Annotated in this window: 19 protein-coding genes; 8 read left to right on the top strand and 11 right to left on the bottom strand. The window is 46.9% G+C overall.

The features are described 5' to 3' along the window. Window positions 1-7: 7 nt before the first annotated feature. Genes LL912_RS24775 through LL912_RS24785 form a run of 3 tightly spaced genes read left to right on the top strand, consistent with a single transcriptional unit; the run spans window position 8 to window position 4,633 of the window. Window positions 8-964 (top strand): glycoside hydrolase family protein, encoded by a 957-nt coding sequence (locus LL912_RS24775; RefSeq protein WP_235556319.1) that lies wholly within the window; start codon window positions 8-10, stop codon window positions 962-964. Window position 965: 1 nt separating this feature from the next. Continuing rightward, window positions 966-3,233, top strand: a complete 2,268-nt coding sequence (locus tag LL912_RS24780; protein WP_235556320.1) for a DUF2961 domain-containing protein — start codon at window positions 966-968, stop codon at window positions 3,231-3,233. Then, on the top strand, window positions 3,230-4,633 hold the full coding sequence (locus tag LL912_RS24785; protein WP_235556321.1) for a sialate O-acetylesterase: 1,404 nt from the start codon (window positions 3,230-3,232) through the stop codon (window positions 4,631-4,633). Before LL912_RS24780 ends, LL912_RS24785 begins: the two co-directional genes overlap by 4 nt. A gap of 23 nt (window positions 4,634-4,656) precedes the next feature. Here the strand turns inward: LL912_RS24785 and LL912_RS24790 are convergent, their stop codons facing one another. The 8 genes from LL912_RS24790 to LL912_RS24825 all read right to left on the bottom strand — a co-directional run bounded on the left by LL912_RS24790 (window position 4,657) and on the right by LL912_RS24825 (window position 12,382). Further along, on the bottom strand, window positions 4,657-6,006 hold the full coding sequence (locus LL912_RS24790; protein WP_235556322.1) for an alpha-L-fucosidase: 1,350 nt from the start codon (window positions 6,004-6,006) through the stop codon (window positions 4,657-4,659). A gap of 480 nt (window positions 6,007-6,486) precedes the next feature. After that, complete coding sequence (locus tag LL912_RS24795; RefSeq protein ID WP_235556323.1) at window positions 6,487-7,323, bottom strand: DUF4382 domain-containing protein; 837 nt, start codon at window positions 7,321-7,323, stop codon at window positions 6,487-6,489. 72 nt (window positions 7,324-7,395) lie between these two features. Continuing rightward, window positions 7,396-8,718 (bottom strand): sensor histidine kinase, encoded by a 1,323-nt coding sequence (locus tag LL912_RS24800; RefSeq protein ID WP_235556324.1) that lies wholly within the window; start codon window positions 8,716-8,718, stop codon window positions 7,396-7,398. Next, on the bottom strand, window positions 8,715-9,395 hold the full coding sequence (locus LL912_RS24805; RefSeq protein ID WP_235556325.1) for a response regulator transcription factor: 681 nt from the start codon (window positions 9,393-9,395) through the stop codon (window positions 8,715-8,717). Before LL912_RS24805 ends, LL912_RS24800 begins: the two co-directional genes overlap by 4 nt. 9 nt (window positions 9,396-9,404) lie before the next feature. Then, window positions 9,405-10,235 carry a hypothetical protein gene (locus LL912_RS24810; RefSeq protein ID WP_235556326.1) on the bottom strand — a complete coding sequence of 277 codons (831 nt, stop codon included), beginning with the start codon at window positions 10,233-10,235 and terminating at the stop codon, window positions 9,405-9,407. A 46-nt stretch (window positions 10,236-10,281) separates the two neighbouring features. Then, a complete protein-coding gene (locus LL912_RS24815; RefSeq protein ID WP_235556327.1) occupies window positions 10,282-10,593 on the bottom strand; it encodes a hypothetical protein in 312 nt (103 codons plus the stop codon). A gap of 83 nt (window positions 10,594-10,676) precedes the next feature. After that, entirely contained in the window at window positions 10,677-10,949 is a 273-nt protein-coding gene (locus tag LL912_RS24820; RefSeq protein WP_235556328.1) for a hypothetical protein, read from the bottom strand. 113 nt (window positions 10,950-11,062) lie between these two features. Then, complete coding sequence (locus LL912_RS24825; protein ID WP_235556329.1) at window positions 11,063-12,382, bottom strand: dicarboxylate/amino acid:cation symporter; 1,320 nt, start codon at window positions 12,380-12,382, stop codon at window positions 11,063-11,065. Between the two features lie 309 nt (window positions 12,383-12,691). Here LL912_RS24825 and LL912_RS24830 point away from each other — a divergent pair, with 309 nt between their 5' ends. Further along, window positions 12,692-13,270 (top strand): hypothetical protein, encoded by a 579-nt coding sequence (locus tag LL912_RS24830; protein ID WP_235556330.1) that lies wholly within the window; start codon window positions 12,692-12,694, stop codon window positions 13,268-13,270. Window positions 13,271-13,568: 298 nt separating this feature from the next. Here LL912_RS24830 and lpdA read toward each other — a convergent pair whose 3' ends face one another. Then, window positions 13,569-14,972: a dihydrolipoyl dehydrogenase gene (gene lpdA, locus LL912_RS24835; protein ID WP_235556331.1), complete on the bottom strand. Its 1,404-nt coding sequence runs from the start codon at window positions 14,970-14,972 to the stop codon at window positions 13,569-13,571. Between the two features lie 493 nt (window positions 14,973-15,465). Between lpdA and rpmB the strand changes: the two genes are divergently transcribed. The 4 genes from rpmB to ftsY all read left to right on the top strand — a co-directional run bounded on the left by rpmB (window position 15,466) and on the right by ftsY (window position 17,313). Next, complete coding sequence (gene rpmB / locus LL912_RS24840) at window positions 15,466-15,702, top strand: 50S ribosomal protein L28 (protein WP_231008053.1); 237 nt, start codon at window positions 15,466-15,468, stop codon at window positions 15,700-15,702. Between the two features lie 25 nt (window positions 15,703-15,727). Beyond that, on the top strand, window positions 15,728-15,916 hold the full coding sequence (rpmG, locus tag LL912_RS24845) for a 50S ribosomal protein L33 (RefSeq protein ID WP_018628657.1): 189 nt from the start codon (window positions 15,728-15,730) through the stop codon (window positions 15,914-15,916). A 106-nt stretch (window positions 15,917-16,022) separates the two neighbouring features. Then, entirely contained in the window at window positions 16,023-16,196 is a 174-nt protein-coding gene (locus tag LL912_RS24850; protein ID WP_018628658.1) for a DUF4295 domain-containing protein, read from the top strand. Between the two features lie 154 nt (window positions 16,197-16,350). Continuing rightward, entirely contained in the window at window positions 16,351-17,313 is a 963-nt protein-coding gene (ftsY, locus tag LL912_RS24855) for a signal recognition particle-docking protein FtsY (protein ID WP_235556332.1), read from the top strand. Window positions 17,314-17,418: 105 nt separating this feature from the next. Here ftsY and LL912_RS24860 read toward each other — a convergent pair whose 3' ends face one another. After that, window positions 17,419-18,012, bottom strand: a complete 594-nt coding sequence (locus LL912_RS24860; RefSeq protein ID WP_235556333.1) for a hypothetical protein — start codon at window positions 18,010-18,012, stop codon at window positions 17,419-17,421. Then, window positions 17,999-18,601, bottom strand: a complete 603-nt coding sequence (locus tag LL912_RS24865) for a hypothetical protein (protein ID WP_235556334.1) — start codon at window positions 18,599-18,601, stop codon at window positions 17,999-18,001. Before LL912_RS24865 ends, LL912_RS24860 begins: the two co-directional genes overlap by 14 nt. Between the last annotated feature and the right edge of the window lie 180 nt (window positions 18,602-18,781).

Consider the following 18,781-nt stretch of genomic DNA (forward strand, 5'->3'; position numbering starts at 1 on the left):
AGCTGCAGTGCATAAGGAAAAATGGATAATAGGCCTCTTTTTATTAAGCTTTCACCTGATGAAGGCACAGGCCCAAAAGATAGAAGTGCCGCAGATTGCAGGGGCATGGGTACATATTTTTGATCCGGCAGAGACCCGGGCAAAAGACAGCTCCTGGTATACCAATGATCATTGTTTTGTAAAAGCGGCTGATGGCTCCTGGCATGCTTTCGGGATTATACATCATCTGCCCATTGCTCCCTGGAAGGAGACCCGTTTCTTTCATATTACAGCGCGCTCTTTGAAGCAGGCGCATTGGGAAGATAAAGGGTATGCCATGACGGCCGAACCCGGTGTGGAACGTGTATTATGGGCGCCACATATTGTTAAAGAGAAAAGGCGCTATCACCTGTTTTACAATACGGGTAATCTGCAGGAAAATGCACCCAACTATGCTTCCTGGGGACAACTGCGCCTGGCTACCGGTACCGACCTGTATCAATGGGAGCGGCATGCGCTGAATCCCTTGTTTAGTGATGCCGGCCATGCCCGGGATTCGTACATCATGAAGCATAAAGGTGTTTATTATTACTACTATACACGCACGTTCAGCGAAACCGATCTCCGTTCGGTGGTAGCCGTACGTACCGGGCCGGATCTGTATCATTGGAGCGGTCCGCAGATCGCCCATACACAGCCCTACCGGGTAGATTGGGGCGGGGATGCGGAAAGTCCATTTGTGGTAAAAAAAGGCGGACTGTTCTATCTTTTTATCTGCCGGGCGATGACGGAGTATAATCGTACCGATGTATACTGGTCTGCAAACCCGCTGCATTTTCCCAATGAAAATTTTGTAGGCACATTGCCGGTGCATGCTGCGGAGATTATTTATGATAAAAAGGATGGCTGGTTTATTTCCAATACCGGCTGGGATAAAAAAGGGCTTTACCTGGCGCCGCTGAAATGGGGATCAAAAGGAAAATAAAATGAACATAAGGAATTTAAAACCGTGGTTGTTTTTGGGGCTGATAGGGCCGCTTTGCGCAACCGCACAATCAAACAAAGAGGCCTTGTTGCCTGCACAGCCTTCCGGCTATGATGCCTATCAGCTGTGGAGCAACCTTCCGCAGCAGCGGATAGGGGTAAGGGCCTATATGCGCAGCACCTATGACCGCGGCGGCGGTGGATACGATGCTTCCAATTTCCTGTTTATGAAAAAGGAAGATGAAAATGTAACGCTCGATGTAAAGGGGAACGGTACGCTGTGGTTCTTTCGGGCCAATCACTGGCATGGCAGTCCCTGGCATTTTGTGGTGGATGGAACGGATAATATCGTTAAAGAAACCGCAACCGCAGATCCGGTGGATGCCGTTAAAAAATACAAGACCACCACCTATATTCCGGCAAATGCGCTTCCGGAACCCTTTGCATGGACCTGGGGTACCACCAAGGGCGCCAATCTTTCCTGGGTGCCGATGCGGTTCAATGATTCGTTGCAGATCGCCTATTCCAGAACCTTCTATGGCACGGGCTATTATATCTATCATCTTTATGCAGGGAATAAGCTCTTGTTGAACAAGGTTGCTCCCTGGAGCCTGCAACAGGTGCCACCCGCGGATGCTGTTGCCTTTGTGAACCGTGCGGGCACGGATATCGCCCCGGCGGATATTCGGAAAATAACAGGAACCGTACGACGCAACCGGGAGAACGCCGTTCTTGCCACCCTGAAACCCGGGCCGGCCACGCTCCGTGCGCTGAAGCTTACGCTGCCATTGGATCAGGCGGAACAACTGGAACGCGTACGGTTGAAAGTATACTGGGACAGGGCAAAGCAGCCTTCCATCGATGCGCCGCTCTGCCTGTTTTTTGGAGCTGGCACCTTATTTAACCGGGAGAAAAAAGAATACCTGGTAAAAGGGTTGCCGATAAATATACGGTACGATTATACAAAAGGAATTGTGGAACTGGCCTGTTATTATCCCATGCCGTTCTTCCACTCTGCACAGATCGAACTGGCAGGTATTCCTTCCGGAGAAGGCGCCATAGCGTATGAACTGCGTTATGAAAAACGGGTGGCGGGAATACCGGCGCTCAGCAGTTATTTTCATGCTACGTATCGCGATTTTCCAAAGCCGGCACTCGGGCAGGATATGGTTTGGCTGGATACAAAGGGCCTGGAAGGACAACAGGAGTGGTCCGGAAGTTTCCTGGGCAACTCGTTTATTTTTTCACACAATGCCAACCTGAATACGCTGGAAGGCGATCCCCGTTTCTTTTTTGACGACAGTCAGACGCCGCAGGCCTATGGTACCGGCACCGAAGAATGGGCCGGTGGAGGTGATTACTGGGGTGGAGAGAACATGACGCTGCCGTTAGCCGGGCATCCCTGTGGTGCCATTGAAAAGAAAAAAGCGGTGAATGAAAAAGACCTGATCCAATCGGCCTACCGGTTTCTCTGGGCAGATCTGATGCCCTTTGGAAGAAGAGCTGTGATCCGCTTTGAGCACAACGAGAATGTTTCGCAGGAGCATTATGAATCGGTTTGCTACTGGTACGGATTACCCTCGGCTTCGCTGGTGGAAACGGACCATCTGGACATCGGCAATGAAACAGATGAGCGCCTGCATAATTATCATTCATCCCAGGCATCTGCGGTTCAAACCATCGAGTCAAGGTATGAATGGGGGCCGGATGCATATCCTGCGCATGCATGGGGCTATGATCTTCCCAACCGGCCGGGGTATAAGGAATACATCGGTAAGGAGATCTATCCGGCTCAAAAGGAGGACGGGCGTACTACTGAAGGTACCACCGAATTTGACATCCGATTGCGGAAAGATAACCAGGGGGTATTGTTGCGTAGAACACTGGATTATGGCTATCCGAATCAAACAGCTGAAGTATATATTGCCGTGTCATCCGGTAAAAAGAACATCAATGAAAGCAATTGGAAGAAGGCAGGGGTATGGTACCTGGCCGGTTCCAACGTGTCGATGACCTCCCGTCCGAAAGATGAGTTGGGTAAGCGGGTATACGAAGTGCGCACTTCCAACCGGCGCCTGCGCGATGATGAATTCCTGGTTCCTGCGGCACTTACAAGGAACCAAACAACGGTGCGCGTACGGATCAAAAACATTCCCAACCGGCAGGAACTCTATCCCGGCCGTTCCTTTCCCCTGGCAAATAAATGGAGCGAGCTGCGGTATCAGGTTTTCAGTTATATCATTCCTTCATTTAAAGTTCCCGTAAAATGAATCGGAAAAAGTTATGGATGATGGGATTGCTTGCCGTGGCAATGATGCATGCGAAGGCCAATATCCGTTTGCCGGATATCATTGGCAATAATATGGTACTGCAACAGCAAAGCAAGGTAAAGCTTTGGGGCTGGGCCGATCCTAATGAAAAGATCAGCATTAAGGCCTCCTGGGATAACATAGTATATGAGACCACTGGTTCCCGCGATGCCAAATGGGTGATGGAGCTGCAAACACCCGCTGCGGGCGGTCCCTATTCCATTTCGTTGCAGGGAAAGAACCGCTTGTTGCTGGAGAATGTACTGATCGGCGAAGTATGGCTCTGTGCCGGGCAAAGCAATATGGAAATGAGCGGCAGCTGGGGATTACAGGATATTCAAAAGGAATTGCCGCAGGCGCATCAGCAGGAGCTTCGTTTTTTTCATATACCCAAAACAACGGCCGCTTTCCCGCAGGAACAGGTAAAAGGAGCGTGGGTGGTATGCGATAGCACAACATTAAACACATTTAGTGCAGTGGCCTACTTTTTTGGTAAGCACCTCCATCAGCAATTGCGCAGGCCTGTGGGGCTGATTGAAGCCGCCTGGGGCGGTACGGCAGCAGAGGTGTGGACACCGGACAGTATCGTGAACAGCAACCCCGTTCTCAAAAAGGCGGCCGGATTGATACAGCCCAGCGGTATGTGCCCCTATATCCCGGGGAGTGCTTATAACGGCATGATTGCTCCCATCGTTCCGTATGCCATTGCGGGTGTTAACTGGTACCAGGGCGAAAATAATACGGAAGCGGCCACTACATACCGGCCGTTATTTACGGCCATGATCCATGCCTGGCGCCGTGCATGGAACCAGCCCTTGCCTTTTTATTATGTGCAGGTGGCACCGTTCCGTTATCGGAAAGTAAATGCAGGCGCCCTGCTCCGGGAAGCGCAATGGCAATGCCGGGTGATTCCGCATACCGGCATGGTGGCCACCAACGATATTACAGGCAATGTAAATGACGTGCACCCGCAGAACAAGCACGATGTGGGGCTAAGACTGGCTAACTGGGCGCTGGCAGATCATTATGGTATAAAAGGTGTCGCCTATAAAAGCCCGGAATACCAACACATGCAGGTGAAAGGAGGGCGGGCGTATATAAAAATTTCCGGTGCTGAAGGCGGACTGAAATTGCGGGGAGATACCCTGTCTTCCCTGCAGATCTCCGGTGCTGATAAGGTCTTCTACCCTGCGGAAGCGATCATACAGGATGATACTATCGTGGTTTGGAGCAGCCATGTAAAAAAGCCAATGGCCGTGCGGTATTGTTTTACCGATACGGCCATTGGAAATGTATGCAGCAATGCGGGACTTCCGTTGTTACCTTTTCGTACCGACCAATGGACATTCCCCGGGTTTTGATACGCGGCAACGCAGCGCTGCTGTTACTTTAAAAATAACTCGATCACAGGGATCTCGTAAGGTGGCTTTTGTTTGGGCAATTCCAGGATCACATCTCCGTTTTCTGTTTTGTAAAGGATCTCCGATGCATCATGCAGAAATTGCGCGTAGTTGATTTTATCTGCATAGCCCGGTAATACCAGTTTTCCGTAATTAGATGGATATGTAAACAGATGCAGGTATAGTTTTTTTGTTCCCGGGTTGTAGGTTTGTTTGATATCCAGCGCTTCCGGCAGTTTGTAGGTATCCGGGGGATACGTGCAATTGTAAATGGATTTGTTATTGGCATGCATCCAGTAGCCGATACTGTCGAGCGCATTGTTGGCGCGATAGTCAAACTCACCGCGCGCAGTAGGACCTACATTCAGGATCAGGTTGCCACCGTTGGCGGCAGAAGTGATCAGCAGGTCCAACAACTGCCGGTGCGTTTTCCAGGTATTTTCATCCCGGTAGTATCCCCAGGAGCCGGAAAAGGTTTGGCAGGTTTCCCAATACTTGCCTTTGTACTTTAACAACTCGGAAGGCTTTACCTGCTCCGGTGTTTCAAAATCATAGCCGTCTGAATAATCATTCAGGTCTAAACGGTTATCTACGATGATGCCGGGCTGCAGCTTCCGGATCAGTTTCAACAGTTCCGCTGAGCCCCAGTCCCCATGGCCTTTTCCGTTCTTTCCGGGATAGGAGAAATCGAGCCACATAATATCGATTTTACCGTAGTTGGTCAGCAGCTCTTTGATCTGGTTTTGCATATACTGCCGGTACTTGCTCATATCCTTGCCTTTGTTTAGCGGCGCATAATCCGCTTCTGAAGCATCGCCGCCCAGCCGTTGGGGATGGGTACGGTCGATGGTGAAATCCGGGTGGTGCCAGTCGATAAGGGAATAATAAAACCCGATCTTAATGCCTTCTGCACGGAAGGCGTCCACAAATTCTTTTACCAGGTCGCGCTTGGCCTGGGTGTTGGTTGCCTTATAGTCGGTGTATTTGGAATCGAACAAACAGAAGCCCTCATGATGTTTGGTGGTAAGTACCGCGTACTTCATGCCTGCAGCTTTCGCTTCCTTTGCCCATTTCTTCGGATCAAATTCATCGGGGTTGAAATGATCAAAGTACTTCTGATAGTTTTCGGTGGTAATACGTTCCCGTTGCTTTACCCATTCGTGTCTTGCTGCCTGCGCATACAATCCCCAGTGGATAAACATACCAAAGCGGGCATCGGTCCACCATTCCATCCGTTTGGCTTTTTCGCCTGGAGTTTCTTTAAATAGTTGTTTGGGTTGTGCATGTAGCAGGCTGCCTGTTGTCAGTGCTATCACCAGAAGGATCTTTTTCATTGTTCTTACTGTAAATTTAATCGTGTTGAATCGTTAGCAGTAAAAATACAAAAGAAACCTCTCGGGAAAAGGCCGGTTCCTGTTTGCGGCGCTAAATGGGTAATATATTTTATGAAAAAGGTAATTTAATAGATCGGCCATTGCCTGAAGAAAGCGGAATACTGGCATGCAGAAGTGGCGCTGAAGCAATAAAAGACGATCAATCCGGGATGACAGCTTGTAGCTGCTGCATTTCATTGCCGGCGAACCAGCTTGACCTGATTGCCAAAGCTATTTTTTGAATGGATCTATAAGCGCATAAAAAAAGGCCGTATCAATTGCTGATACAGCCTTAAGGTGTAATATAACCATGGATTACGGGGTAAGCGTAGCGGCACCGTTACCGATCACTTTGCCAACGCCACGTATCTGTTGTGAATATTGAACGGGCCCTTACAGTCTTGTTTCTGAGATAGGCCGTTCCGATCATGAATTTACCAGTTATTGATGCAGGGTTACTTTGGGAACATCTGTAGTTTTACCGGCATCTACCATTATATTGGCTACTGTTGAATCTTTGTAGTTTGTGGAATCCACGGCATTGAACGATAAAGAATAAGTTCCGGTTCCCAGGTTTATGAATTTATAGTACCCTTCACCATACGTGGAACCTGCTTTTTCAGGAATGGCACTGCCCACGGTATCGGCACCTTTGAGCAGATAAACAGTCGTTCCCGCTACAGAAGGCAAAACAGTTCCTTTTATAGCGCCAAATGTAGCGGCTTCCATTTTTGCATAAAGCACGGGCTTCAGGTTGAATATACCGCTGTTACCTGCTTTTACCACTGACCGGGCTGCATCAAAATCCAGCCATATTTTATAGATGCCATTGGGCTCCAGGGTTTGATTGAATTTGATCTTCAGGCCACTTTGTTGCGCTGAAGGAGTAGACAGGTTGTAGCTTTGTCCGTTTACTACTACCGTATTGCCATCACCCAGCACCAGGCGGATCTGAGAAATAGTACCGGCAGGCAGCGATAAAGGCTCACCCATGTACATATAATCCCCGTTTCTGAGATCCAAAAGATTAACGGGTTTTGCAAGATCAGGACTTAGCGGATAGCTTACCCAATTACTGTCGGTTCCTTCGCCGCCCATGTTGATCTTAACTTCTTTGATGTTGATGTTTACGGCATCATAGAGCGCAGGTGCATCGGTGAGTACAAACTGTACCTTGGAATTTCCGTTTTCAGGGGCGTTGCTGTTACTGTCGTTTTTTGAGCAGGAAGCGAACATTAACAGGCCAGCTGCTCCCATTGCAAGGAATAATGATTTCATATCTGAGGTTTTTAACATTGTAAAGCACAAAGCTAAAACCGGAACATGAAAAGAAGATGAACGTTGGCGGCATTACGGCGCAAGATGTGCTGCCGAAAAATGCAGCTCAAACTGCGAACCCCGGCCGGCATCGGAATTTAAGCTGATGCGGATACGCTGATAATCAGCGATCGATTTTACAATGGAGAGGCCAAGTCCGAACCCTTCCCGCTGGGCAGTGCTTTTTTTAAAGCGGTCAAAAATCCGTTCGTGTTGTGGTTCTTCAATGCCAATACCGGTATCTTCAATACACAATACATATTCACCGTTCACATACCGGTCGCTGAGCGTGATGCGTCCGTTGGGCCGGTTGTACCGGATGGCATTGTGAATAAGGTTGTAAAACAGTTGGAACAGCAGGTCACGGTTTACATGATGGAGTTGCACTCCATCGGTTAAGCGTTCTTCTACTACAAGTGTTTTTTCGTCGGCCCGGTGCTGCAACTCTTCCAGTACTTCGCGGATCATGGGTTTTGCGATTACTGTATCATTCCGGTTATATTGTTCGTTTTCAATGCGTGAGATCAGCAACAGAGCATTGACGATCTTTTTCAGCCGTTTCATGATGCGCATGGTATCTTCCAGTTTAAGCACTACGCCGGCAGGAAGCTCGGGGTCCGTCAGCATATTTTCAATTTTGCTTTGCATAATGCTGATGGGGGTCATTAATTCATGCGATGCGTTGGAAGTAAACTCTTTTTCTTTTTCAAAAGCGTGGTTTACCTGCTGCATCAGTTGCGATATGGATTGATCCAGGTATCTAAAATCATAGGTGGATGTAAGAAGCGGGGGTTGGGAATCGGGGAAGGGGAACGTTTTTTTGATCAGCCGGTTGCGGATGATCGATCCGAGCGGTTTCAGCAGGTGACGGGTATAAAACAGCTGAACCAGGGCCATAATAAGGGTAAGTACAATCAATACGCCGATCGTGGCTCTTTGCAGGGCCACGCTTTCTTCCTGGATAGAAGTGATCTTTTTCCCGATCTCCAGCAGGTAGGTATGCGCTTGTATGGTGAATGTGTCTATCAGGATCCGGTAATTGATCGTGTCGCCATCGATAATACGCTCAGCCGTTTGCAGCCGGGTGAGGTCGGCGCCGCTGTAATAAGACTCCAGTGAAATATATTCATCTTTTAGCATCGAATAGCTGCCATAGGCGGAATCGCCTTGAAAATAATAGCCGATGCCATTTTCCCGGATAGCATTCAATACCTTTTCCCGCTGCTGGGCAAGATTTTTATTGGTATTTCCTGAAGCGATTTTTTGCATGAGGAAGGGGAGCTGCCATACAAAAAGGCCCAGCACCACAATGGTTGTGGCAACAGCAAATAAGGTAAGCTTGGTATACAGCCTCATGCGTCTGTTCTTATTTTATATCCTATTCCCCGTATGGTTTCCAGCCACTCGGTATCGGCATAGACATTGAGCTTTTTCCGGATATTTTTAATATGTACATCAATATAGTTTGAGTCATATTCGTCATCGGCATTGTCGCCCCATAGATGGTCGCTCAACTGCATCCTGGAGAGCGGCCGGTTTTTGTGAAGAAGGAGGTAATTCAACAGGTCAAATTCTTTCCTGGAGAGGGAGATCTCTATGTCCTCGTAATGAATGGTGCGGTTCTTAACATGAATAGTGAAGGCACCCAGCTTCAGCTGTTGGTCATGCAGCTTGAACTTTCGGCGAATGATGGCCTGCATACGGGATTGCAGCTCCAGCAGGGAAAAGGGCTTGGCCAGGTAGTCGTCGGCTCCCATGTCCAGCCCTCTTATCCGGTCTTCTACTTCCCCGCGGGCCGTCAGCATAATGATCACCGTTTCGGTATGGTCTTTCCGGATCTCCTGTAACAGCCAGAAGCCATCTTTATCAGGCAGACCGATATCCAGTAAAATAAAGTCATAACTGCCGGTATCCGTACGGTCCAGGGCTTCCTTTGCGGTGTGCGCCCTATCGCAAAGAAAATGGCTTTTTTGAAGCGCAGCCTCAATTTCTGTTGCCAGGGAATGTTCGTCTTCTACGATCAGTACACGCATAAGGATGGATTAAAACTGGTAATAGGCACTTAGCGTAAAAAAAGAGTTGATACTGCCTTTGCTGGCTGTATTATTGCCCAGCAGCGATAGCTTTAAAGCGGCTTCTATAAGATAAGATGCCCGGTTGTACGACAGGGGTAACTTCAGATTATAAGAAAGTAACCCGTATTTTTTATAATTGATCGTTGTTTCGGTGGTTTGCCCGGGTGGATTACTTCCGTTGCCTTTCCCTTTGCCATTACCTTTCCCCTGGTTTGTTTTTTCTATAAGATAGGTTTCATAATATTGTTGGGTGCCGGCTGTAAGTGCCAGCTCCGGTGTGAAATTGAGAATGGCCCGGCCGCCGGATAGATTAAAATCAAATGATTTTGAATTGGACAATGTGGTGAAATAATCGGTTTGTTCGCCAAAAGCCACATCTCCTTCCAGGGCGGTTTTAAGAAAATACGCGTAGCCAAGGGATGCACTGGCCATGTTTGGACTTGAGGCTTGCAGGAAGGGCGATTTTGAAGGGAAGAAGGTATGCGTAAAACTTACATCACCCGATAGTTTAGAACTGATCTTAAACCCATAACCCGCGCTCAATGCGGCGGCAGACATCAGCAGGCTATCAGAAAACAGATGAAAACCGGTGGCCGAAAGATAAAGTCCTGCCGGAATTCTTACTGTTGCGTTTAAAGCCAGGTAGGGCAGGCGTTGCTCAGTAGTTTGACCATAGTAATCGATACCCGTTCCATAAAGGGCGGCAATGGTTAAAGTCGTTTTTTCTTTGACTGAATCGACCGGTTGTTGCACACTGTTACGCAACGTGTCCTGGGCAAACAGCTGTGTAATGCTCATGTAGCATAATAACGCAACGAATAATTTTTTCACAATATCCTTTCCTTTATCTTCCTAATCCTTTCCCGCTAATTTTGGGTTTAATAATTTTTACCGGTCTCATTTTGATCGGAGCTGGAGTTACCATTTGGGGCTTTGCCTGGTTTTTGGCCCTGGGCACTTCCTTAATGGGCTTGCCTTTTGCCAACGGCTGCCGGGCAATCTCCTTTTCATCGGCCGGAATTTCCTGTTGTTGCTGGGGAATGGTGTCAGCAACCTCTGTCCATCTTTCTTTTTTGTCTTTATGCAGTGAGGCTGTGCCAGCGTAAACCGGTACAGCTGCTGTGCTTATAAATAAAAAAAGAAAAAACGTTTTCATGATAGAAAATATCAGATAGCCATACAGCTATCTGATATAAAGGTACTGATTAAAAAGAAATCGGGCTGTTAGTTCCCGCTGTCTTAGGGTACAAACTTTGTTGCTTTTTTTGGAGCAACAGGATATTTTCTTTTATAATGAATCTTATTATAGTTCTTTTTTCCATTGGATTTGGACGAGGCTACCCGGCTCACCAGCCGGCCATCGTGGGTGGTATGCGCAACAGTGCGCACAACAGTACCGTGATTGAGGATGACTGGCTTTACCGGCCTTACTTTAACCAACGCCTTTCCGGATTGGGCGATCAATGCATTTGCGGCAAAAAGCAGGGCAATAAATACAGAAGTCATTTTCATCACTCGTAGTTTATAAACAGGATATTCAAAACCTGTAATACAAACCTAGACCTCAATTATGAAGATTTTATGAAAGCCGGGAGCGCTGGAACGGCTTTTTCGCCGGCAACGGGTTAATGAGCCGGTAGTTTAAGGGAAGTTGGATTGTCTTGATCAAGGGCCTGTTTAAGCTGTTCTTTGTTCAGCTGTTTTTCCCAATTGGCTACCACTACCGTTGCTACACCATTACCAATAAGGTTGGTAAGGGCCCGGCATTCCGACATAAAACGGTCGATACCCAGGATCAATGTCATTCCGGCAATGGGTACTTCCGGCACAATGGCCAGCGTAGCAGCCAGGGTAATAAACCCGGCACCCGAAACGCCTGCGGCTCCCTTGGAACTCAGCATGGCTACCAGTAATAATAATATTTGGTGCTCCCAGGTAAGGGGGATATTGCAGGCTTGTGCAATGAAAAGCGCAGCCAGGGTCATATAAATATTAGTACCATCCAGGTTAAAGGAATAACCGGTAGGAATCACCAGTCCTACCACGGGCTTGGCGCAACCGGCTTTCTCCAGTTTTTGCATGAGTGTGGGCAGGGCTGCTTCCGAAGAACTGGTGCCCAGCACTAGCAGCAGCTCATCTTTGATATAGCGCATGAATTTAAAAATGGAAAAACCGTTATAACGCGCCACGGCGCCTAACACCAGGATCACAAATAAGATAGATGTCAGGTAAAAAGTAGCCACCAGCAGTCCCAGGTTCATGACCGACCGGATGCCGTACTGGCCGATGGTAAAGGCCATAGCGCCCAGCGCCCCAACCGGGGCCAGCTTCATCAGAATTTCCACTACCTTGAAAACGGGGTGGGTGAGCGCTTTTAAGAAATCGATCACAACCTTGCTTTTTTCGGCGGTCAATGCCAGTCCTACCCCAAATAGAATGGCCGCAAACAATACCTGCAGGATATTGTTTCCGGAAAGCGGGCTCATGAGTGTTTGCGGAATGATGTCAAAGATAAAATGCTCCAGCGTTTGATCTTTTGCCTGTGATATATATTTGGCAATACTGCTGGCATCAAGGGTGCGGTGGTCAATATTCATGCCGGCGCCCGGGCGTATAGTGTTACTTACAATAAGACCAACGATCAGAGCAAGTGTTGAAAACGTGATGAAGTAGATAAAGGCTTTACCTGCAACCCGGCCTACTTTTTTCAGGTCATTCATGCCGGCAATGCCCGTGCTTACGGTAAGAAAAATAACCGGTGCAATGATCATTTTTATGAGCATGATAAAACCATCGCCCAGGGGCTTTAAATTTTTACCGGTATCCGGGAAAAAATGTCCCAACGTAATGCCAATGATGATGGCCACAATTACCTGGAAATAGAGTACCTGGTACAGCTTCTTTTTTTTCACCGGCTTTTGCTGGTCAAGATCCGCAACAATCATTCGTTTTTACCCAACAAGATAAATAAAATAGAAATGAGAAGGGTAATTTTTAAGGACATACGAATGATTGTTATGTGTTGGGGTGTTAAACTTTATAATAACAGGTAGGTACCTCGCTGCTTCTGATTCACAGGAACATCGATTGAACGGCGCTTTTAAAATAGCCTCCCGTAATACGTATGATTAAAAAACTGGTATTGTTTTTTCTTATGTTATACAGGCCCTGCAGTAAAACTTGATCCGGATCCAGTGTTTTCTAAAACCTGCAGCGTTCTTTTTTGTTATTCATGTAGATTAAATCTTATAGTTATGAAAAAGGTATTTTTAGCAGCAGTGATGGGTGTTTTATCCGTCAGTTTTGTACAGGCGCAAAGTATGAAGAACACCCTTAAAGTGGGTGTAATGGGAGGTGCAGCCGTGCCCAATGAAAATGCTGCCGCCAACCTGGGTGTAGATGTATCGTATCAGAACCTGGTTACACCGCATGTAGGCCTTGGTATTGCAACCGGGTACAATCATTTTTTTGGTAAAGACAATGACCTGGGCAATACCACTCTTAAGAACAATAGTTTTGGAGTGGTACCGGTAGCTGCATTGGTGCGTTATTATCCGCAGGCAAAAGGTATTTATGTAGGTACTGACCTGGGATATGGTTTTATTACCGGTGATGAAAAAGTGGCCAGCAACAGTAATGTAAACCGTCCGGATGGCGGGTTTTACCTGAAACCTGAATTGGGATGGCATAACCGGAACTGGAATGTGTTTGCCCATTACACCAAGGTATTTACCGGGGAGGATGGTAAAATCAGCCTCGGTAATGCCACCCAAAAATACAATGCCGGAAGCATTGGGGTAGGGGTGGCCTACAATATTGGTTTAGGCAGATAGTTTGTTTTTTTGAGTGAATTAACTGGATAAGCAGGCAAGATTTGCCTGCTTTTTTTATTGCGGGATTGATGGGTGTTTGCTTGGGGACCGGGAGGACTGGTGGCATGGAACTAATTAACTGGAGTAGATGTCCCATCAGTCTCCCAGTCCCCTGAAGTTGCGAAGCAGATGCTTGTGCCTGCTCAGCGTTGTACCGCAGCACAAGTGTGCGATGCAAGACCGCCGATAGCAGCACTGCCGGCCGGCCCATAAAAAAAGTCCCGCCAGAAGGCGGGACCTTAAAACCCATCTGTAAATATTATAAGTGAATGGCTTCACCGTAGGCCACCTCAATCGCATCTTTTACGCTTTCGCTAATGGTGGGGTGCGGGTGAATGCTGTTCAATACTTCGTGGTAGGTAGTCTCCAGTTTACGGCCTACAACGGTTTCCGCAATAATCTCGGTTACATTGTAGCCGATCATATGGGTACCCAGCCATTCGCCGTATTTGGCATCAAAGATCACTTTTACAAAACCTTCGGGATGCCCGGCGGCACTGGCTTTTCCACTGGCGCTTAAAGGGAACTTGCCCACTTTTATTTCATAGCCGGCATCTTTTGCTTGTTTTTCGGTAAAGCCTACGCTGGCTACTTCCGGGTAGCAGTAGGTACAACCGGGCACGTTTCCATAATCCAGGGTTTCCGGCTGATGCTTGTATTTCTTTTCTCCAAAGGCAATGTTCTCTACGCAGATAATGCCTTCTTTGGATGCTACGTGTGCCAGGGCCTGACCGGGAACACAGTCTCCGATGGCATAAACACCGTCAACATTGGTTTTGTAATATTTGTCAACAACGATCTTTCCTTTATCGGTTTTCACACCCAGGGTTTCCAGCCCGATGCCTTCAATATTGGCAGCCACACCCACGGCGCTCAGCAATACATCTGCTTCAAGAATCGCTTCACCCGTAGCGGTTTTTACTTTTGCTTTTACGCCGTTGCCGGAGGTATCCACAGAAGTTACCTCGCTGCTGGTCATTACCGTAATGCCCTGTTTTTTGAGGTTCTTTTCCAGTTCTTTTGAAATATCTTCATCTTCCACCGGAACAATGCGAGGTAAAAATTCAACGATGGTCACCTTAGTGCCCAGGCTGTTGTAGAAGTAACCGAATTCCACACCAATGGCGCCGCTGCCTACCACGATAATGCTCTTGGGTTGCTGGGGCAGTACCATGGCTTCGCGGTAACCGATGATCTTTTTGCCATCCTGCTTCAGGGCGGGCAATTCACGGCTTCGGCCGCCGGTAGCCAGGATGATGTGTTTACCCTCTACAAGGGTGGTTTTCCCATCTGCTCCCTTTACCTCCACCTGGCCTTTGGCTTTCAACGTGCCAAATCCCATGATCACATCAATTTTATTTTTCTTCATCAGGAACTGAACGCCCTTGCTCATTTTATCAGCCACACCGCGGCTGCGTTTTACAATGGCTTCAAAATTGGGCGTTCCGGAGGCTTCAATACCATATTCCTGTGCGTGCTGGATATCGTTAAAAACCTGTGCGCTTTTTAATAAGGCTTTGGTAGGGATACATCCCCAGTTCAAACAAATTCCCCCCAGGCTCTCTTTTTCAATAATTGCGGTTTTCAAACCCAGTTGGGAAGCGCGTATAGCGGCTACATATCCGCCCGGGCCACTACCTACAACTATTACGTCATATGCCATAAAATGTGTTGTTTAAAAATTAAAAGATCAGTGAGAGTGCGAATTTAGTTGAATTACGGTAACGGACAAAATGCCGGTTCAACCAACTACGCAATCGTTTTTGTACGCCAATTGTCGGAAATACAACAAATAAGAAGCGGCTTTGTTGCTGCGCTGCAATGGAGTGTTCTTAATTGATTTGAGGAATGTATTTGGATCCGGTGGTTGAACAGGAACAGGCAATGCTATGTCATATTGTAATCCCCGGGAAAAAGGAATGAAAACCGGAAAAGCAAACGGTCCAGAGCTAAGAAGCTGATAATCATTTTGTAAAGTGAATTTAACGGTTCTTTTACCAATGTGCACTATTTTTGCAGCGGAGTTAAGGGATTTGTAGGTGGCAGGAATTGGTTTGAAAATACCAGGGTTTCAAGTTTTTTAAAAAATAATTGGCATTTTGTTGCTAAATGCCATGTGGAATACTTACCTTTGCACTCCTAAATTTTTATTCATTATGGCAAGAGTATGTCAGGTTACAGGTAAAACCCCCATTGGAGGCCACAAGGTTTCTCACTCCAATATTAAGACAAAGCGCCGTTTTTTGCCTAATTTGCAAAAGAAGAAATTTTACCTGGTAGAGGAAGACAAATGGATCACTTTGAAATTATCTACAGATGCCCTGCGCACCATCAACAAAAATGGTCTGTATGCTGTAGTGAAAGAATTGCGTGCGAAAGGCGAAAAAATCTAACTAAAGCAGTTTAAAGCATTATACAATGGCGAAGAAAGCAAAAGGAAACAGGGTACAGGTAATTCTGGAGTGCACCGAGCACAAGACCAGCGGTCAGCCCGGAACCAGTCGTTACATTACCGTAAAGAATAAGAAGAACAACCCTGAACGTTTAGAGTTGAAGAAATACAACCCTATTCTGAAGAAAGTAACTGTTCACAAAGAAATTAAATAATTTAAATGTGAAAATGTGTAAATGTGAAAATGTGTAAATGAGCTTTATTTCACATTCCCACATCTCCACATTTCCCACATTTCCCACATTTTCAAATTAATATAAGATGGCAAAAGCAGCTTCAAAGAACGCGAAGGTAAAAGATGCTAAAGCAGCAGCAGAGTCTAAAAACTGGACGAAGGTGATCCGTGCGATCCGCAGCCCCAAAACAGGTGCCTATACCTTTAAGGAGCAGATCGTGCACAAAGAGAAAGTTAAAGATTTTTTAGCTCAGAAATAAGCCCCTGCTTTCATTACAATATTAAAAAGCTGTTCGTTTTTAAAACGGATGGCTTTTGTTTTTTGTTTGATGTTTGACGTTTTATATTTGATGTTGCATCTTTGCCGGAGCAATAACATCAAACCATAAACCAAAAACGATAAACGTTTCAATAATGAGTTTTTTTGGAAAATTATTTGGAAAGAAAGAAAAGGAATCGCTGGACCAGGGATTGCAAAAAACCAAGGAAGGCTTTCTTTCAAAAATAGGTAAGGCGATTGCCGGGAAGAGCACTGTAGATGAAGAGGTGCTAGATAGCCTGGAAGAAGCCCTGGTAGGTGCCGATGTGGGTATTGAAACCACAGTACGGATCATTGAACGGGTAGAGCAGCGGGTGGCTAAGGACAAATATATGGGCACCAGTGAGCTGAACCGGATCCTGCAGGAAGAAATTGAGGGCGTACTGGTGGATGCTCCTTCCGGATCGAGCTATACCTTTGAAAGTGAACTACCGGCCAAACCGTATATTATCCTTGTAGTAGGCGTAAATGGGGTGGGCAAAACCACTACCATTGGCAAACTGGCCTATAATTTTAAAAAAGCAGGCAAGAATGTACTGCTGGGGGCCGCGGATACCTTCCGCGCAGCAGCGGTAGATCAGCTCACTATCTGGAGCGACCGGGTTGGGGTGCCGATCGTAAAACAGGCCATGGGCAGCGATCCGGCTGCTGTGGCTTTTGACACCGCGCAAAGCGCGGTAAGCAGGGGCAGCGATGTGGTGATTATTGATACCGCCGGCCGGCTGCACAATAAAGCACACCTGATGGATGAGCTGAATAAGATCAAACGGGTGATCCAGAAATTTATTCCTTCAGCGCCGCAGGAAGTGCTACTGGTGCTGGATGGTTCTACCGGGCAGAACGCACTGGAGCAGGCCAAACATTTTACGGCCGCTACCGATGTAACCGCGCTGGCCATTACCAAGCTGGATGGTACGGCAAAAGGCGGCGTGGTACTGGCCATTGCCGATCAGTTTAAAATACCAGTGAAGTTTATTGGTGTGGGTGAAAAAATGGAAGACCTGCTGGTATTTGATAAACACGAATTTGTAGATAGTTTGTTTAGCCTGGATAAGTAAGGCTGAAGCTATTGCGTTCACAGATTACACGGATTGTCACAGACGGTATACCCTGCCAAAGTATTCTGTGCGAGCAGAGGAATCTGTGAGCAGTTTTATTTTGGTTTAGTGGCTACCGATCCGCTCTTTTACCGCCGCTACCAGCGGTTGATTCTTCAGTTTTTGAAATTCAGGAATGCCGATATGCGTGATCAGTAACACCTCATTTGGAGTAGTTGTAAAATAGCAGGCAATGGGTGCTTCCGTTTTTGCCATCTTTCGTACATAGCCATTGTTGGCTGTATCTAAACGGGTAATCAACTGTTGCAGCGCTCCTGTATTTTCTGTTTTAATAAGGTAATACGTTGTTTTTAAGGAATCGCGACCCGCATTGTTCAGTAAGGCAGTACCCTTGTAAATGGTTGCCTCCAGTTGTGTTGTCTTATAAGTAGGGTCTGCCAGTTGCAGCGCGGAAGTAATGAAATCCATATCCGATCTGCAGTTTTTTTCCGTGGTGGCGCATTGGGTTATTGCATTGTTCTTAAATACGACGCTGTTGTACTGCTGTACGTTTTCGAGCCGGATGTGTACGGTATCCTCATGAGCCGCTACCGGTACGCGATGTAGCCTGTTTTTTTCCGTTTGACCGGCACAGGCATAAAGCCGGGTAACGGCCGTAAGCGTTAGTATGATTACTATATAGCTTCTAATATTCGCCATAAAATGCTGATTTAATATCCGGAGGAGCGGCATAATCTACCTGCACGTATAACAGGCCGGCTTTTACGAGTGCCTGTATTGCCGCATCGGAGGTTTTTGAAGCAATCCCGGAAAGGGTTTGTATATCCGATTTAAATTTATCGAATCCGCCAATGATCTCCACACATCCGGCGGCGCCCCAGCCATATTCTGAAAGCGAGTTCGGACCGGCGTGAATGAGGAACGAATCCTCAATCTGGATGGCGCCGTCGTAGGGAGAATAGGTATTGTGTATCTTGTAATTCGGATTGTAGTAGGCAACCCTTTTCCTGCTTACCTTATGTTTGCCGGAGTTAATCCAGCCTCTGTGGCGATATCGCTTGTCTGGCTGTTTGGGATCGTTCCAATAAGGCATAAAGCGCAGGGCCTTCCATTTCAGCGTTATCTTTTTATTACTGTTATCCGCTCCTTCAAGATGCACATAGTAGACCGGGATCTTGTAATACTCAGTTTTGCCATTATTATTAAAGTCGCTGTCCGGGTACGACCTTCCAATATAATGGTCGCCGGTAGTGTTATTGGTAACGATTATGTTGACTGTTCGGGGCATTTTTCAGAAATATTGGGTCAAATCTACTGAATTTTTACATTTTTCAGTCATTGGGGAGCGCACACCCGGAATACTCGTCGGATTGTAAAGTCCGCCAGGTAACACCTTTATAAGTCCATCAGGGCGCTCATACCAGAAGTTGGTATCGCTTAAATTAGGGATGTCTGAAATTTGGAAACA

The organism is Niabella agricola (assembly GCF_021538615.1).
GTDB lineage: Bacteria > Bacteroidota > Bacteroidia > Chitinophagales > Chitinophagaceae > Niabella > Niabella agricola.

Coding starts and splice junctions, on each gene's coding strand:
- LL912_RS24780 (WP_235556320.1), top strand. CDS start 966: ATGAACATAAGGAATTTAAAACCGTGGTTGTTTTTGGGGCTGATAGGG.
- LL912_RS24785 (WP_235556321.1), top strand. CDS start 3,230: ATGAATCGGAAAAAGTTATGGATGATGGGATTGCTTGCCGTGGCAATG.
- LL912_RS24790 (WP_235556322.1), bottom strand. CDS start 6,006: ATGAAAAAGATCCTTCTGGTGATAGCACTGACAACAGGCAGCCTGCTA.
- LL912_RS24795 (WP_235556323.1), bottom strand. CDS start 7,323: ATGAAATCATTATTCCTTGCAATGGGAGCAGCTGGCCTGTTAATGTTC.
- LL912_RS24800 (WP_235556324.1), bottom strand. CDS start 8,718: ATGAGGCTGTATACCAAGCTTACCTTATTTGCTGTTGCCACAACCATT.
- LL912_RS24805 (WP_235556325.1), bottom strand. CDS start 9,395: ATGCGTGTACTGATCGTAGAAGACGAACATTCCCTGGCAACAGAAATT.
- LL912_RS24810 (WP_235556326.1), bottom strand. CDS start 10,235: ATGAGCATTACACAGCTGTTTGCCCAGGACACGTTGCGTAACAGTGTG.
- LL912_RS24815 (WP_235556327.1), bottom strand. CDS start 10,593: ATGAAAACGTTTTTTCTTTTTTTATTTATAAGCACAGCAGCTGTACCG.
- LL912_RS24820 (WP_235556328.1), bottom strand. CDS start 10,949: ATGAAAATGACTTCTGTATTTATTGCCCTGCTTTTTGCCGCAAATGCA.
- LL912_RS24825 (WP_235556329.1), bottom strand. CDS start 12,382: ATGATTGTTGCGGATCTTGACCAGCAAAAGCCGGTGAAAAAAAAGAAG.
- LL912_RS24830 (WP_235556330.1), top strand. CDS start 12,692: ATGAAAAAGGTATTTTTAGCAGCAGTGATGGGTGTTTTATCCGTCAGT.
- lpdA (WP_235556331.1), bottom strand. CDS start 14,972: ATGGCATATGACGTAATAGTTGTAGGTAGTGGCCCGGGCGGATATGTA.
- rpmB (WP_231008053.1), top strand. CDS start 15,466: ATGGCAAGAGTATGTCAGGTTACAGGTAAAACCCCCATTGGAGGCCAC.
- rpmG (WP_018628657.1), top strand. CDS start 15,728: ATGGCGAAGAAAGCAAAAGGAAACAGGGTACAGGTAATTCTGGAGTGC.
- LL912_RS24850 (WP_018628658.1), top strand. CDS start 16,023: ATGGCAAAAGCAGCTTCAAAGAACGCGAAGGTAAAAGATGCTAAAGCA.
- ftsY (WP_235556332.1), top strand. CDS start 16,351: ATGAGTTTTTTTGGAAAATTATTTGGAAAGAAAGAAAAGGAATCGCTG.
- LL912_RS24860 (WP_235556333.1), bottom strand. CDS start 18,012: ATGGCGAATATTAGAAGCTATATAGTAATCATACTAACGCTTACGGCC.
- LL912_RS24865 (WP_235556334.1), bottom strand. CDS start 18,601: ATGCCCCGAACAGTCAACATAATCGTTACCAATAACACTACCGGCGAC.